General features: G+C 48.2%; 14 protein-coding genes. 1 reads left to right on the forward strand and 13 read right to left on the reverse strand.

Going from position 1 to position 15356, the window contains the following annotated elements; genetic code table 11:
* Nucleotides 1-188 precede the first annotated feature (188 nt).
* From sstT to ACKTSG_RS08655, 7 genes are all read right to left on the reverse strand, one after another.
* Nucleotides 189-1490, reverse strand: a complete 1302-nt coding sequence (gene sstT / locus ACKTSG_RS08625; RefSeq protein ID WP_407893859.1) for a serine/threonine transporter SstT — start codon at nt 1488-1490, stop codon at nt 189-191.
* Between the two features lie 175 nt (nt 1491-1665).
* On the reverse strand, nt 1666-3303 hold the full coding sequence (locus tag ACKTSG_RS08630) for a peptide ABC transporter substrate-binding protein (RefSeq protein WP_407893861.1): 1638 nt from the start codon (nt 3301-3303) through the stop codon (nt 1666-1668).
* Nucleotides 3304-3446: 143 nt separating this feature from the next.
* The gene (locus ACKTSG_RS08635; RefSeq protein WP_407893863.1) at nt 3447-4544 is read right to left on the reverse strand and encodes a PTS sugar transporter subunit IIC; all 1098 of its coding nucleotides are present in this window, start codon (nt 4542-4544) and stop codon (nt 3447-3449) included.
* 226 nt (nt 4545-4770) lie between these two features.
* Nucleotides 4771-5988, reverse strand: a complete 1218-nt coding sequence (locus tag ACKTSG_RS08640) for an MFS transporter (protein WP_407893865.1) — start codon at nt 5986-5988, stop codon at nt 4771-4773.
* A gap of 109 nt (nt 5989-6097) precedes the next feature.
* Nucleotides 6098-6787, reverse strand: a complete 690-nt coding sequence (gene rpiA / locus ACKTSG_RS08645; protein ID WP_407893867.1) for a ribose-5-phosphate isomerase RpiA — start codon at nt 6785-6787, stop codon at nt 6098-6100.
* Between the two features lie 63 nt (nt 6788-6850).
* The gene (locus ACKTSG_RS08650) at nt 6851-7639 is read right to left on the reverse strand and encodes a MurR/RpiR family transcriptional regulator (protein ID WP_407893869.1); all 789 of its coding nucleotides are present in this window, start codon (nt 7637-7639) and stop codon (nt 6851-6853) included.
* Nucleotides 7640-8035: 396 nt separating this feature from the next.
* Entirely contained in the window at nt 8036-9319 is a 1284-nt protein-coding gene (locus ACKTSG_RS08655; protein WP_407893871.1) for a PTS sugar transporter subunit IIC, read from the reverse strand.
* A 611-nt stretch (nt 9320-9930) separates the two neighbouring features.
* Here ACKTSG_RS08655 and brnQ point away from each other — a divergent pair.
* On the forward strand, nt 9931-11310 hold the full coding sequence (brnQ, locus tag ACKTSG_RS08660) for a branched-chain amino acid transport system II carrier protein (protein ID WP_407893873.1): 1380 nt from the start codon (nt 9931-9933) through the stop codon (nt 11308-11310).
* A 109-nt stretch (nt 11311-11419) separates the two neighbouring features.
* On the opposite strand, the gene ACKTSG_RS08665 is transcribed toward brnQ, so the two are convergent.
* The 6 genes from ACKTSG_RS08665 to ACKTSG_RS08690 form a co-directional block, all read right to left on the reverse strand.
* On the reverse strand, nt 11420-12016 hold the full coding sequence (locus ACKTSG_RS08665; protein WP_407893906.1) for an NUDIX hydrolase N-terminal domain-containing protein: 597 nt from the start codon (nt 12014-12016) through the stop codon (nt 11420-11422).
* An 85-nt stretch (nt 12017-12101) separates the two neighbouring features.
* Complete coding sequence (locus ACKTSG_RS08670; protein ID WP_407893875.1) at nt 12102-12530, reverse strand: PTS sugar transporter subunit IIA domain-containing protein; 429 nt, start codon at nt 12528-12530, stop codon at nt 12102-12104.
* A gap of 1 nt (nt 12531) precedes the next feature.
* Nucleotides 12532-13347 carry a PTS galactosamine transporter subunit IID gene (gene agaD / locus ACKTSG_RS08675; RefSeq protein WP_407893877.1) on the reverse strand — a complete coding sequence of 272 codons (816 nt, stop codon included), beginning with the start codon at nt 13345-13347 and terminating at the stop codon, nt 12532-12534.
* Nucleotides 13337-14146 carry a PTS galactosamine transporter subunit IIC gene (gene agaC, locus ACKTSG_RS08680; protein WP_407893879.1) on the reverse strand — a complete coding sequence of 270 codons (810 nt, stop codon included), beginning with the start codon at nt 14144-14146 and terminating at the stop codon, nt 13337-13339. The genes agaD and agaC overlap by 11 nt, the downstream gene beginning before the upstream one ends.
* Nucleotide 14147: 1 nt before the next feature.
* Nucleotides 14148-14630 carry a PTS galactosamine transporter subunit IIB gene (gene agaB, locus ACKTSG_RS08685; protein WP_407893881.1) on the reverse strand — a complete coding sequence of 161 codons (483 nt, stop codon included), beginning with the start codon at nt 14628-14630 and terminating at the stop codon, nt 14148-14150.
* Between the two features lie 12 nt (nt 14631-14642).
* Nucleotides 14643-15353: a GntR family transcriptional regulator gene (locus ACKTSG_RS08690; protein ID WP_407893883.1), complete on the reverse strand. Its 711-nt coding sequence runs from the start codon at nt 15351-15353 to the stop codon at nt 14643-14645.
* Between the last annotated feature and the right edge of the window lie 3 nt (nt 15354-15356).

Raw genomic sequence — 15356 nt, forward strand, 5'->3', positions numbered from 1 at the left:
GGCGTTTGATGAATTACCGGGACTTCTTGGTTTCAAGAGGCATGAACGTGTATGAAGCAAATCACGTCGTCTATCAAACGAGCAAATAACAACTCATTTATTGGACAAAGTCGAAAAACGCTTGACACTGCTTTCACGCCGCAAAAAAAGGCTGACCGCAACGGGTCAACCTTTTTTGTCGATAGTGACTATGCTTCTTGGGCGTCTGCAGGCGCTGCCGGTGCAGCCACACGATTATTTTGTTTATGGTTTGCGCGGCGCACAGCGGCTTTGATGTCGACTTTTTTGCCAGTCTGCTTTTGCACATCATGCCATTCTGCTGCAGCGGCAAACAACAGATCAGAAGCGGAGTTCACGGCAGTTTCCACAGAATCTTGGATCACGCCGATAATGAAGCCGACGCCAACGACTTGCATGGCGATATCATTGGAGATCCCAAAAATCGATGCCGCCATAGGAATGATCAACAAACTCCCGCCGGCGATCCCAGAAGCCCCAGTAGCCGCCAACGCCGTCAAAATGCATAAGATGACAGCTAAGAAGAACGACACGTGAATCCCTAAGGTCGCACAAGCTGCCAACGTCATCACGGAAACGGTGATCGCAGCACCACCTGAGTTGGCGGACCCGCCTAAGGTGATCGACACAGCATACGATTCTTTATTCAACCCCAGATCTTCGCAAGCTTGCAAGTTGATGGGAATATTCACCGCTGAGCTGCGCGTGAAAAATGCTGGAATGCCAGACACTTTTAACGTCCACAAGGTCAATGGATATGGGTTTTGGCCAGTCATCACAAACACCATCAATGGATATAAGATCAAGTACACCGCAGCCATGGTCCCGACGAGCAACAACACCAGCTGGCCGTATTTGGCGACACTGGCAAACCCGGTTTGAGAAATGGAGGTATAGATCAACCCGCAGATCCCAAATGGGGCAAATTCGATCACTAACTGAGCCACTTTGATGATCGCATCAGAAATTTCGGTGATGGTTTGCCGCGTTTGCTTAGAAGCCAAACGCAACATGAAGCCGATCAGTAACGCCCAAAATAAAATCGACAAGTAATTGGCATTGACGATGGCATCCAGTGGGTTGCCTACCGCATTGATCAACAAGTTCTCAATGACTTTGCCTAATGACTTTGGGGCGCCGCCAGCAACATGCACTGACTTAGGCAAGTTGAGCTTTAATGGGAACAGCCAAGAAGCCGCGACTGCCGCAAACGCTGATAGTAAGGTTGCCGACAAGTATAACTTAATGACTGAGCCGAAGTGATTTTCCCCGCCTTCATGAAACGCGGAAATCGCCGACAAGATCAAAAAGAACACCATCACTGGGGCGATGCCTTTTAACGCGCCAACAAATAATTGGCCCATGACCCCGATAAATGCCGCTTTAGGAAAGATCACGGCTAGCAAGGCGCCAATGATCAAGCCGATAATGATCCGCAAGATCAAGCTGACGGAACGATATTTTGCAAACATAGTAATGCCTCCACTGGTGTTCAATAGTTGATAGGTACCATTGTACGTCAATGATAGACATGTGTCTACGAAAAACGTCACAAAAGATTAACTTTTTCTGTGATTGCGTGAAAATCGCCATGATTTTCCCACAAAAAAACGACTCGCGATCAGGCGAGCCGTTTTCATTTGACGATTACTTCAAGGAAGCACCGACAAAGTTGTACATGTTAGCAGGGCTATAGGTCAAGTTCTTGATGGACTTGTTGACCAAGTGTGCTTCAACAGTTTGATACAAAGGTACCATCCCGGCTTGTTGCGTCAACAGTTGTTGGGCTTGTTGCAAGTCGTCGTAACGCTTAGCAGCGTCACTGGCATCAGTAGTCTTAGAAGCTTTGATAAAAGCGTCATACTTAGCGTTAGACCAGAAGCCGAAGTTATACGTGTTGCCAGTGGTGTACATATCCAAGAAGGTGATCGGATCTGGGTAATCCCCTTGCCAGCTAGAAAGAACCAGTTGGGTATCGCCAGACAATGAACGCGCCACACGAGTCTTAAATGGCACTGTTTGTAAGGTGATCTTGAAGCCAGGGAGTTTTTCCAAAGCCGCTTGGATGTATTCGGCAGATTGCTTAGCTTGTTCCGTATCATCAGTCAACAAGGTGACATCAAGGCCAGTCTTCCCAACTTCTTTCAAGCCAGCTTCCCATAACGTCTTCGCTTCTTTGGTGTTATAAGTGGCAACCTTGCCAGCAGCAGAAGCCGCAGCTTCTTTGGCGAAGTCTTGACCAGTTGATGGGTTCTTGGAGATGCCTTGAGGGCTTAAGTTTTGTGCGGTGATCGAGCCATCGCCTAAGACTTTGTTGACGAATTGGCTACGGTTGATGGACATGGAGATCGCCTGACGCAACTTGACGTTCTTAAAGGCAGGCACTTTCTTTTCGTTCATATCCAAATAACTGGTCCGACCTTGCTTCAAGCCTTGGTAGTCTTTGTTGGTGCGGTTCTTTTGGGCAGTTGCACCTGTTAATACCGCATCATCCAACTTGCCAGAGTTGTACAAGTTAAGCGCAGTGGTAGAATCTTTGACCACTTGCGTCTTGATGGTCTTGATATGAACGTCTTTGGCATTCCAGTACTTGTTGTTTTTGACTTCAGACCAAGAGTTGTTCGTCCCGTTCCAACCCTTCAACGTGTAAGGGCCGTTGTTGACGATGTACTTAGATTGCGAACCGTACTTCTTGCCATACTTGTCAACTGCAGCTTTGTTGGTTGGGAAGAACACTGGGTTGACCATCATGGTGTTGAAATAAGGAATCGCATGTTCCAATTGCACTTCAAAGGTGTAGTCGCCAACGGCTTTGACCCCTAAAGTAGACGGCTTGGCTTTGCCCGCCATGATCTTGTCAGCATTTTTGATGCCAGAGAACAAGTAGGCATATTCAGACTTGGTGGCAGGATCAACAGCGCGTTGCCAAGAATAAACAAAGTCTTTGGCAGTGACTTTATCCCCGTTGCTCCAATTGGATTTACGCAAATGGTAAGTATAAGTCAACCCACCATTGGTCGCCTTGGGCACATCTTTGGAAACGGCTGGTTCAAGCTTTGGCCCATTGTAGCGCACCAAACCATCCATGGTATCAACGGCAGTTTGACCAGAGATCACATCAACGATCTGCGCGTCGTCTTGGGTTTGGATCACATCTTTGACCATGCGTGACCAGGTATCGGTTTTGGCCGGCGTGTTGCCAGCAGATTTGCTGCCACACGCAGCTAATGTCAAGGTCGCAGCCAGTAATGCGGTGCCGGCAGCAGCCACTTTCGTATATTTCATGTCTAGGTACCCCCTATTTGTTTCTGTGCTAAACATTACATTAAAATAAGATGAAAGTAAAGAGAAAAAACTCATAAATTTAGTTTGAAATCATCACTTTAACAAAAAAAGGCCGACACAAGGCCAACCTTTTATGGCAGAGATTAAACAATGGTGAGGTGCAGTTGCTTTTGGCTGACCCACTTGAGGGATTCTTCAAACTTGAAGACCACATAAGAGATCACTGCTGGTGCGACGATGCCAAAGGCGATGTAGACCCAAAACATCTTCATGGAAACTGAAGCCAAACCTACTGGGGCGATGAAGGAGCAAAGCCCTAAGCCACCCATGGCAGCAGTGGTTTGGAAGTGGAAGAAGATCGTGGCCAATGGCGCGCAGATCGCAGCAGATAACATTGGGCCAGCAGCTAAAGCTGGATTTTCAAGCCAGTTACCAAATTGCACTTTAGGTGTGATGACCCCTTGGGCGATGTTAGCCCCAAGGTCGTTTTCACGGAAGGAAATGGCAGTAAACCCAACGTATTGTGCCGTGGTGCCGATCAATGCGGCGCCAGCGGCTAATGGCGATAGCATGACTGCCACAGATAAAGCGGCGGAACTGGCAGGTGTCATTAAGAACAGCCCCCAGGCCACAGAAACCACAGCAGAACCTAAAATTGGGTTAACTAACATGGTTTTGGCGATGATCCCAGAGATCCAAACCAATAATGGCGTGGTCACAGCCGCTAAGCCTAACCCAGCAACGATCCCAACGAAGGTTGCGGCAAATGGCACAATGAACATATCCAAAGGTGTTTTGCCAGTGAGGTAATTCCCGATCAAAGTGGCGATCAATGCAGCAGCCACGGCAGAAACTGGCTGGCCAGTTGACATCACCACGCTACCTGCAGCGTGCGCCAAGGTATAACCGGTTGCCGTGGCGTCGCCTTTGGTGGCCATATGGGTCAAGAATGCGGCGTTAGCACCGATGGTCGAACTGATCATGGCGGAAAAGGCAACTAAAGTGTTGGCCCGCAACGTGATCGCGACCCCGACCCCAATAGCAGGGCCAAGCAAGACTTGTGCGATGGACCCGACTTGATACAATGCCGTCCAATGCGTGAAGTTTGCTAAAGCTTGGAATAATAACCCGATCCCTAAGCAAACCAACACGGCGTTGGCAATCCCTGCTGATACTCGGTAAACCCAGTCCATGGTGGACATATGTTCTTTTGCTGATGCTTGATTTGATGTTTCTGTCATCACTGTCGCCTCCGTTGATTTGTGTTTGATAATTGCGAATGACTGTATATTAAAGCATCCTCATTTGAATTGCAATCATATTTTAATTATTTTTTCAGGAAAGTCTTACAAATGCCTATGTATCAGCATTTGGTGTCTAAACTTTTTTCTCATTCAAGGGAACGAATACTCACATCATTGCCATAATTAAGGCAAAAAAACAGCCTGAGCTGTCATCATTGACCGTTCAGACTGTGACTTTTTGGGTGCGATGTTGCCACACCTCACGCGTACCTGGCCATAACACCAACACATTGATCGCTTCTAATCCAGCCGTCATTAAAAATACCGCCTGATAGTTGAACATGCTGGCCACGACTGACCCTATCATGGGCCCGCCGACACTGCCCATGGCTTGAAAAGATTGGTTATATGAAAAGATCCGCCCAAAACCGGCTTTAGGCACATAGCGCGTCATCAACGCTTGGATCGCCGGTAATAATGCCGCATCTGATATGCCTAACAACCCGCGCAAACAGCCTAATTGCCAAATGTTGCGGATCATACTCATCGGGATAAAACAGATCACGGCCATCCCCAAGCCACCAAGCAACACTTTTTCTGGGCCGATGCGATCAGATAACGCCCCCAGCATTGGACTGGCGATCAACGTCACGACCCCAGGCAAACTGGATACCACCCCAGATACAAACGCGACTTGCCCAGGCGCTTTTACCATTGACGCGACCAATAAACTGATGAAGCTGGTGATCGACATGTTCGCCGCTTGGATCACCATGGTCGTGATGAATAACCCCCAAATCAAGCGGGGATATGCCATTTGACTGAAAATCTGCTTGGTCGGCACCATTTGCGCTTTGGTGACTGGGGTGAACGCTTCATGGACCCCAAATAACGTCAGTAAAAATACCGCCAACATCATCGCCCCAGTCACCAAAAAGCTCGCGCGATACCCAAACATCCCCGCCCATAAGCCGCCTAAAAGTGGGCCTAACAAGGTGCCAACCACATTGCCAGTGGCTAGTGTCCCCATGGCTTTGCCAGATTTTTCCACTGGCACAGACGCGGCAATGATGGCATTGGCATTGTTGATATAGCCGGAAAAACACCCTTGGATCGCGCGTAAGCCGATCAACAGCCACACATTGGGCACTAACCCACACAAAGTGATCGTGAAGGTCATCCCCAAACTGGCGCGCAAGCACATCGGCTTGCGGCCATATTGATCGGCCAAATTACCCCAAAATGGTGACACGATTGCTTTGGCTAAAAAGGTGATCGCAAACGCCGATCCGCTGAGCAAATTCAACTGCCAAGCGTTGAAGTGCCCCAAGGTTTGAATGAACAATGGCAAAAATGGCATGGTCATCGAAAAACCCATACCAGTCATGAAATTGCCAAACCATAAAAACACCATGTTTTGTTGCCAGCGCGCTGTTTTCATTGCAGTCACCTCAAATGGAAGAATAGGTGACATTTTATCACTGATTTCTAATTTTTCAACCTAAAGGCAAACAAATAGGCCTGCCAAGCAGACCGATTTGCGAGTCATTTCAGCGATCGCGACGTTCGATGGTCCCATCAGCATGCGCGATCAACACGGTATCGACTAAATGTAAAAACAACCCATGTTCCACCACGCCGACTGTGGCATCTAAATATGCCGCCAAGCCATCAGGTACCGGCAGTGGATCGACATGCAGATCGATGATCCAGTTACCATAATGGGTGGTCAAACGCTCGCCGGCATCATTCAAGCGAAATTGTGGCTGCAAGCCAGCTTGTTCAAACTTGGCGAAATTCTGCTTGGCTGACACTGGTAACACTTCGACTGGCAATGGAAAATCGCCTAGGCGATGGCACAACTTGGATTCATCCACGATCCAAAGATTTCTCTTGGAGTTGATGGCGACATTCTTCTCCAACGTATGCGCTGCGCCGCCGCCTTTGATCCCGTTCAAGTCATCATCCACGCGGTCAGCCCCATCGATGGTCAGATCCAATTGGTCGACATCAGCCAGTTCGTTGACCACAAACCCATTTTGTTCCAATTGTTGCTTGGAACGATTGGAAGTGGTGACGATCGCTTTGAGGTTCAGCGGGCTTTGTTGGTTGCGTGCGCCTAACGCGTCAATGAAGAATGCGACTGTCGAGCCGGTGCCGACACCTAACGCCATCCCTGGTGTCACCATGTCAGCGGCCATTTGCGCGGCTTGTTGCTTGAGTTCATCTTGTGTCGTCATATTTTCCTCCATGTGGTTGTTGTGGTCGCTTTCATTTTATCGCGCCAAACCCTAGCATTCAAGCTATTGATAGCTGGGGTTGTCTTCGAGTTGGCGAACATTTTCTGGGCGCGCCAACATCATCGCGCGGCGAGTCATTTTTTCAATGATGTAAATGGCTGGTGTTTGGCTGGTCAAGTTGGCGCCGTCCAGATCTTGCGGCGTCACATAATACGCCAAGGCTACCGTTGACAGCCGTGCGATCGTCGAATTGGCAGAGTTGGTAATGGCAATGATCGGCACGCCATGTTTGAGCAATTCATTCATATACCCGATCACCACGCGATTTTCCCCAGATACTGAGCAGATCACCACACACATGGATTTATACACAGCTTCAGGGTAATCGATTTGCGGATGGGCGCTTGGTGCGGTAATGGCAAAAGACATATTCACCGAGTTGGAATATGTCACTGACCCATAATCCGCCACGATCCGAGACGTGCCAAAACCCACCCACACCACTTGCGCATGTTCATAAAGCAAATGGGCCGCGCGATCGATGGCTTGTTGATACTGCCGATCTTCACAAGCAGCGATCGAGCGGGTGATCTCGCCGCCATCGATATCATTAGGCAATTGGCCGCGATTATTGCGCTGGTTATTGTACATGCGCAACTTGGTTTTAAATTCCGCCCAGCCACTGCAGTCGAATTTTTGACAAAAACGTTGGATACTGGCGGTACTGCAATAAGTCGCTTCCGCCAAGTCGCGGATGCGCATGTACACCACGGCATCCATATCTTTGACGATCTCGCGATAGATCGTCATATCCGTTTCTGTGAGTTCTGGTGTGTAATCCAAAAAAAGCACAATAAACCTCCCTTTGCAAACCACCTGTATCACCTGCGAACAAATCAGATTTGTTCCCATGAATTTACAGATTTGTTCCCCATTCCTAGTTTAACGATAATCGGCAACGCATTCATCTATAATTATATGATACCACACGATGTCACAAAAGCGTCTTAAATGTCACAAATACCATTATTGTCACAAACTGTCACAAACACACATATTTGTTCCTACAACTATTGAAACCGGCAACAATTGGGTCAACAAGCCGTTTGTGCCACCTGCTAGCAGACCTCAGAAATTTCCGCTGCTAGCGACTTGCAATGGTGTTCATGTGCGAGCAGTCGCGTTGATCCCCTTTTTTCTCGACATCAAAAAAAGCCGCCTGATCTCTCAGGCGACTCGTTTGTAAGCTTAAGCTTCTGCGGCAGCCGCAGCGGCATCTTTTTTCATTTGCATCTGGGTGGCCATGATCACAAACGGTGCATAGATCACGGTGGCGACGACGATGTTGATCGCAGCGATCACCCCGCCTTGCCAAGAAGCAGTGGAAATGACCCCGCCGATGATCGGTGGTGTGACCCAAGGTGCCATGACGGTACATGCTGGCATGAAGCCAGTGGTCGTCGCAAAGTATGCGATGGTGATACATACCATTGGCGCCAAAATGTAAGGCACGAACAGAATTGGGTTCAAGACGATCGGCAAGCCGAAAGTCAATGGTTCGTTGATGTTGAACAACCCTGGCGCAAACGACATGGAAGCGACCATGTTGTAAGCTTTGTTCTTACGAGCAAACAGCCAGATCGCGATGATCAATGAGATCGTGACCCCAGTACCACCCATGTTGACGAAAGAATCAAACAATGGCTTGTTGACCACATAAGGAATGGCTTTGCCAGCTTTTAACGCTGCCAAGTTGGCAGTGATCGCTGGCGCGTTGATCGTTTGCATAAATGGATCGATCATGTTGGCACCATGCAAACCGAAGAACCACAGGAATGGTGTGATGAACGCGATCAACAAGGCCGTTGGGTAGGAGTTGGCCATGCCCATGAATGGTTGTTGAACCGCTTTGTAGAAGGCCAGCACAAGGTTATCAACATGTGCGGCGTTAAAGAAGGTCGTGATCAAACCGAAGATCGTCATCGTGATCATTGCTGGGAATAACGCAGCAAATGATGTGGCCACAGCCGGTGGCACGGAATCTGGCATGTGCACGATCAAATGTGGGTTCGATTCCAAACGACGGAAGATCTCAACAGAAATAATGGCTACTACCAAAGCAATGAATAAGCCAGTGGAGTCCATCCCTTGGGCACCACCCACGGCGTAAAATGAACCTAATGAAACGATCCCGGCGGCAACTGGTGCTGACTTATAAGACTTCGCCAAGTTGTACGCCACCAAGAATGCGATCATGACGCCTAATACGGCATAGGTGCCACTCCATAAATTCCCCCCGAGCTTGGTCCAGATGAATGTCCCATCCTTCAACTTTTCACTGAAGATCGAATTCATCAGGTCAATATAACCTGGAATCGGCAAGTTGTTGATCAAAGTCGCAAACGCACCTAAAATCATCAGTGGCATCGTGTAGGCAAAGGCATCCCGGATCGCGATCAAATGGCGTTGATTACCAATTTTCGCCGCGACAGGCAGGAAGTGCTTTTCCATAAACGCGATAAAACTCTGCATAAACTTTTCCCCCTTTGTTTGTTTCCGCTTACAGTTAATGTTATATCATCCCCAAGTAAGCGGACACAATGATACATGTACCAGAGCGGCGTATCACCCCGCCTATTCCCAGCTTAGCAAGTTGCCCTCACAAAATGCACGTCAGAAGCCTCGAAATTCACCAAAAAAATTCGTCCTCATGGTTGACACTGAGATTTCTCATGCTATACTCAGAAACAACAAGACAACATGCACTGAGAAAGACCAGTAAACGCAAACCGGCTTTAAGCGAGCTTCGTCAGGTGTAAGGAAGCAAGCCCAACGCGTTGAATATCCCTTTCGAGCAGGACACACAAAGCCATCGCTAGTAATGTGTCATGGTAAACACCCATTATCGTGTTCGCGTATCGCCAAGTTTTGGCTGTACGTTTCGAGGCTATTTGTGGTGACACAAGTAGCAAATTAAGGTGGTATCGTGCTGCGGCGCCCTTAGTCAAAGACTAGGGGTGTCGCAGTTTTTTTGTGCATTTTGGAATTTCAACAATAAAGGAGATGGTGAGTATGGATAGCGACATTAGCGGCATTAGTCAGATCACGCAACCATCATTAGTACTTTATTGGAGGAATTCTCAATGGAAAAATTAACCGAAAAAAAATTGACCAAACGCGATTATTTGGTCGTTAGCTCGATGTTGTTTGGCTTGTTCTTTGGTGCCGGCAACTTGATCTTCCCACTGCACTTAGGCCAACTGGCAGGCGCTAACTGGGGGCCAGCCACGTTAGGCTTTCTCGTCACTGCCGTGGTATTGCCACTGCTTTCTGTATTAGCAGTGGCTGCCATGCACGCTGAAGGGGTTTATGATATCGGCAAGCCTTTGGGCAAATGGTTTGCGGTATTGTTCATGGTATTGATCCATTTGACCATCGGCCCATTGTTTGGCACGCCACGGACTGCCACAGTATCATTTACCACTGGGGTCGCCCCACTGTTACCCAAATCCATGCAAGCTGGCGGCTTGTTAGTCTTTTCAGCCTTATTCTTTTTAGCGGCATTTTTACTTTCATATAAGGAACAACGCATCACCAGTGCCATTGGTAAAGCGTTGAATCCCGTATTCTTGCTCTTATTATTCTTCTTGTTCTTCGTTGGCTTCTCCCATCCTATGGGTAATGCCGCTGGTCAAGCCGCTACGGCGGGTTATCACACTGTCGGCACCGGATTTTTCAATGGTTTCTTACAAGGCTATAACACCATGGATGCTTTAGCTGGGTTAGCCTTTGGGGTCACAGTCGTCACAGCGGTTCGTGGGTTGGGGTTGCATCGCCAATCCAGCGTTGCCAAAGTGACTGCTAAAGCTGGGGTATTAGCCACCAGCATGATCGGTGTGGTTTACTTGTTCTTGATCGTCTTAGGCGCCAAGTCGTTAGCCAACTTCAAAGTCTCTGCAGAAGGCGGCACTGCGTTCAACCAAGTGGTCACCTTCTACTTTGGCAATGCCGGACATGCGTTGTTAGCCACGTTACTGACGGTCACTTGCTTAACAACTGCCGTTGGCTTAGTCGCAGCGTTTGCCCAAGATTTCCATAAGCACTTCCCAGTATTGTCATATGTGCAATGGTTAGGGTTGATGAGCTTTGCCAGCTTCTTGACGGCTAACTTCGGCTTGGCCACCATCATCTCTTGGTCCACGCCAATGTTGATGTTCTTATATCCATTCGCCATGGTTTTGATCTTATTGTCAGTTTCTGGCAAATGGTTCAACCACGACAAAACCGTTTACGGCTTCACAGTTGCTTTCACCACTGTGCCAGCCTTATTGGATATGGTGTCCAGCTTCCCACCAGTGGTTTCCCAATCAGCCTTTGGCGTGGCTTGCACCAACTTTGAACACAGCTTCTTCCCCTTTGCCGCGCAAGGCATGGCTTGGGTCGTTCCCGCTTTAGTTGGCTTGGTATTAGGCTTGGCAGTTTACAAACTGCGCGGTCGTGCCACTGCTAACGCCACTGATTAGCTTCCCAAAAGCAAAAGTCAGCCGACTTTTTAGATGATCAGTTTAACCAAATAAACTGCCACCAGCCTTCAATTGAAGGCCAGTGGCAGTTTTATTTTGCTGACAATATTCAATCGAGATACAGATCCGCTTGATCAAACAACTGAGCCAACTGTTCTGGCGTGGTGCGTTTCAATGAAAGAAGTGGCAACGCATTGCGGTCAAAGAAAGCCATCGCCACCGTTTCAGAATTTTGTTGGAAGCGACCGGCTTCGATTTCGCAACTGAAGATCAGCTTGTAGTACTGAAACACTTGAGGAATGTCTGGACGCAAAGCGGTGTCGTAGATCGCCCGCAATGCGGAAACTTTCACCTGCAACCCGCATTCTTCATGGACTTCTTTGATAATGTTTTGCTTGGGGCTCCAGCCGACTTCCGCAAACCCACCTGGCAAGGCCCAATGCCTTGTCGCATCTTCAACCAACAACACTTGGTCGTCTTGTTGGATAAACGCTCGCACATCCACTTTCGGCGTGGGGTAGCCAGCTTCTTTGGCAAGAAAGTCCTGGATCTGTTCAGTGTTGCGATCAGTGATAGTGGCAAGTTGTGCTACCGTCAAATCATGCAAGGTTTGATAACGTTCCAGATCAAAGCGGTCTTTGGCGTAAGCCATGCCTGCTTGACTGATCGCCAACACGCGACGCAAATACGATAGGCGTTCCATGATCTCTCCCCCTAATAAAAGACGCTACTCATGGTATACCATGGGCAACGTCTTTTTGATACAGATCTAACTGACATTAACGTGAACTTTAGATCCCATCTTCATCTGCATCAGGTTCAGCAACTGGTTTTTTCAACTTGAAGTGGGTCAACGCTTGTTGCGACGCACTGACCAATTGATCCGCTAATGCGTCAGCATCAGTGGCATCCGCCAAAGTGAACGCAACTTCCAGCAAAGCGGCCACATTCGCGCCAGCCACTACTTCAATGGGTTGGGCAACTTGGGTACTGAGCGTCACCGCTTGTTTAAACGGCGTGCCTCCTAGCAAGTCGCAAAAGAAAACGGTTGGCGTATCAGGGGTCAACGCTTGTTGCAACGCCGTGTGGAGCAACACATCATCCATCCCTGTCGTAAAATCAACAAAACTCATGTTAGCTTGCGGTCCTGCTAGTAATTCGACGGTTGATTTTAAACCGGTGGCAAAATGCCCATGCCCGGTCACAATAATTTTGGCCATTTTACAAGACTCCTAAGAATGACAACGCAATTGCTAAAACAAAAGTGATCAAGATCAAGATCACTGGGGAAACATTCTTCTTTTTCAGTAAGTAGTACAAGAAGAAAGTATAAGCCAATGGCAAGATATTTGGGAAGATATGGTCAAAGAATTGCGTTTGGATGGAAATGGACTTCGTGGCAGTTACTGGGATCTTGGTTTTAACGGTGATGGCCACGTAACTGGCGATCAAGCCACCGATAACGGTACAACCAAGGATCGAGGCAGCACGAGAAACCATCGCTGAACTTTCGCGGATCTTAGAGATCGCTTTGGTACCAGCCGAATAGCCTAAATGCGCGATCGGGATCCGAGCAAAGAACAAGCCGACATACACGATCAAGAAGATCAGTGGGCCAAGGATACTGCCTTGCTTGGCAAATGAGGCCGAGATCCCAGCGACGATCGGTAAAATCGTAAACCAAGTGACCGCATCCCCGATCCCAGCTAAAGGACCAAATAATGCGATCCGCAAGCCATCGATGGTTGAACGACTTTGGCCATTTTCTTCAAGGGAAGCTTCCAGACCCATTAATAATGGGGCCGCATAGTTGTTGGTGTTGATGAATTCAAGGTTTGACTTCATCGCCGACGTAAAGCCTTTGGTGTCATCGCCATAGATCTTTTTTAACGTCGGCATCATCGCGTAAGCCCAGCCATCCGCTTGCATCCGTTCGTAGTTCATGGCGGACTGGTTGAACAAGCTACGCAAAGCCAGCTTGGTGATATCGCGTTTAGTTAATTTGTTACGCTTTGGGGTTTGAGTATCAGATGCCATCTTCGTCATCTCCATTTCCAACACCGGCGTCGATCGCGGCTTGTAATTTCTTGTCGTTTTCTGCATCTTTTTTGTCACGGTAGAATTCGATCAAGGCTAAAGCGACCCCGATCACAGCAACTGGCATTAAGTTACCGAATTTGATGAAGCATGCAGCGGTAAAGCCGATCAATAGATAAGGCATGAATTCGCCTTTGAGCATGGACTTGAGTAAGACCCCAAACCCAACCGCTGGTAAAATACTCCCGGCAATTTCAAAGCCATGAGATAACCAAGCTGGCATCGAGTTGACTAATGCCCGCATTGGTTCTTGCGCGCCGTACACTGACAAGAAAGCAATGATCCCATAAGTGATCGCTACGATCCCAGTTGGTGCTAGAACCAATAAAGCAAACTTGCGAGTTTCGGCTTTGGCAGCATATTCGTCGAGCTTTTTGGTCAACACTGAGAAAAATGAGTAATAGAACAAAATGATATATTGCATCAAAATCGAAAATGGTAAGGCTAAGCCAATGGCAGTAGAAGGTGTGTGCCCAGTGGTATAGGCTAAAACTACCGTCATGATCCCAGCCATAACTGGGTTCGGCGGCTGAGTCCCGCCAACAGGTGTCAACCCAGCGAAGGCCAATTCAGTTAAGCCACCAGCAACAATCCCTAGGCGCAAGTCGCCTAAGATCAAACCAGTAATGGTGCACACGATCATTGGCCGAAACAGGTAAAAACCTTCCAACCAAAAATCGATGCCGGCGATGATCGCAAATAGCCCGATCAACAGCCCTTGTACTAACGTCACAGTCATATTAGATCACCTCATCGATCGGTTGTTTCTTGTCATCAGGGGTTTCTTGAATAAAGACATCCACACCTTGCGCGGCGATGAACTTCAAGTCTTCTTTGTCTTGCGCATCCATGTAGGTGTACTTGGTGATATGTTCTTTGCCTTCAGAAAAGTGCATGTTGCCGATGTTCAATTGATGGATCGGCACGCCACCTTCGACTAACCGCCGAGCATCTTGGGGGTTACGCACGATCAAGAAAATATGTTGCCGGGCGCTGGCTTTATGCACCGTGGAAATGGTTTTATCGATCGTCCAAAACCGAATGCCTACCCCTGAAGAATCTGCAGTGGCTGCCATCAACGATTGTTGTAACTCGTCTTTGGCAGTATCATCGTTGGCCACCAGTAGCAAATTTGCCCCTAAAGAGCTCGTCCATACGACCCCAACTTGGCCATGGACCAAGCGATTATCAATACGGGTCAACACAATATCTGGTTCACTCATGTTTGCTTCCTCCTAATCGTACAAATACATTTGAATTGCACCCATCACATTGATCTCGCCATACATCAACACTTGAGAATCTTCTAAAGCACTGACATGCAAATGGACTACCGTGTTACCAGTGCCACCGATCAGCTTGCGCCGTTGGGCTGTGGTTGCCAAACTGCTGGTGCGCGTGGTCGAAAAACGTGGAGTAAATTCATATTTGGAACGTAATAATGGCAGTAACGCTTGATGCTCAAGTTCACTAAGATAAAGATTGGGAAACCGGCGAAAATCTAAATACCATTGGACCGTACCGACAAGATCACGATCGGCGTAGATCTCATATTCCAGCTGATATAGATAATCATCTGTGCCTAAGCCAAGTTTGGCGCGCGGGACAGGTTCTCGGCCATCCACCAACAGTTCAAAACTTGTCAGCGTGAATTTGGGCTTTGCCCCAGTCTTGCGAATAATACCAGGTAAATCGGGTAAACCTAAGACATCAGCAGGTTGAGTTGGCCGCTCAGCAACAAAAGAACCGATCCCATGTCGCTTGACAATATAGCCACGATTCACTAATTCCGCTAATGCCCGCCTCACCGTGATCCGGCTCACGTTATAGGCGTCACCAAGTTCAGCTTCAGAAAGCAACTTCGTATTTGCTGGTAACGCTCCGCCTTCGATTTGATGGATCAGATCATCGATCATATTTTGGTAAAGCGGCACTTCGCTGGCCATGCA

It is taken from the genome of Lacticaseibacillus salsurae, from assembly GCF_045862175.1.
GTDB classification, from domain to species: Bacteria; Bacillota; Bacilli; order Lactobacillales; family Lactobacillaceae; genus Lacticaseibacillus; species Lacticaseibacillus salsurae.

Coding starts and splice junctions, on each gene's coding strand:
- ACKTSG_RS08640 (WP_407893865.1), bottom strand. CDS start 5,988: ATGAAAACAGCGCGCTGGCAACAAAACATGGTGTTTTTATGGTTTGGC.
- ACKTSG_RS08635 (WP_407893863.1), bottom strand. CDS start 4,544: ATGACAGAAACATCAAATCAAGCATCAGCAAAAGAACATATGTCCACC.
- ACKTSG_RS08690 (WP_407893883.1), bottom strand. CDS start 15,353: ATGGCCAGCGAAGTGCCGCTTTACCAAAATATGATCGATGATCTGATC.
- ACKTSG_RS08655 (WP_407893871.1), bottom strand. CDS start 9,319: ATGCAGAGTTTTATCGCGTTTATGGAAAAGCACTTCCTGCCTGTCGCG.
- brnQ (WP_407893873.1), top strand. CDS start 9,931: ATGGAAAAATTAACCGAAAAAAAATTGACCAAACGCGATTATTTGGTC.
- rpiA (WP_407893867.1), bottom strand. CDS start 6,787: ATGACGACACAAGATGAACTCAAGCAACAAGCCGCGCAAATGGCCGCT.
- ACKTSG_RS08630 (WP_407893861.1), bottom strand. CDS start 3,303: ATGAAATATACGAAAGTGGCTGCTGCCGGCACCGCATTACTGGCTGCG.
- ACKTSG_RS08670 (WP_407893875.1), bottom strand. CDS start 12,530: ATGGCCAAAATTATTGTGACCGGGCATGGGCATTTTGCCACCGGTTTA.
- agaD (WP_407893877.1), bottom strand. CDS start 13,347: ATGGCATCTGATACTCAAACCCCAAAGCGTAACAAATTAACTAAACGC.
- sstT (WP_407893859.1), bottom strand. CDS start 1,490: ATGTTTGCAAAATATCGTTCCGTCAGCTTGATCTTGCGGATCATTATC.
- agaB (WP_407893881.1), bottom strand. CDS start 14,630: ATGAGTGAACCAGATATTGTGTTGACCCGTATTGATAATCGCTTGGTC.
- agaC (WP_407893879.1), bottom strand. CDS start 14,146: ATGACTGTGACGTTAGTACAAGGGCTGTTGATCGGGCTATTTGCGATC.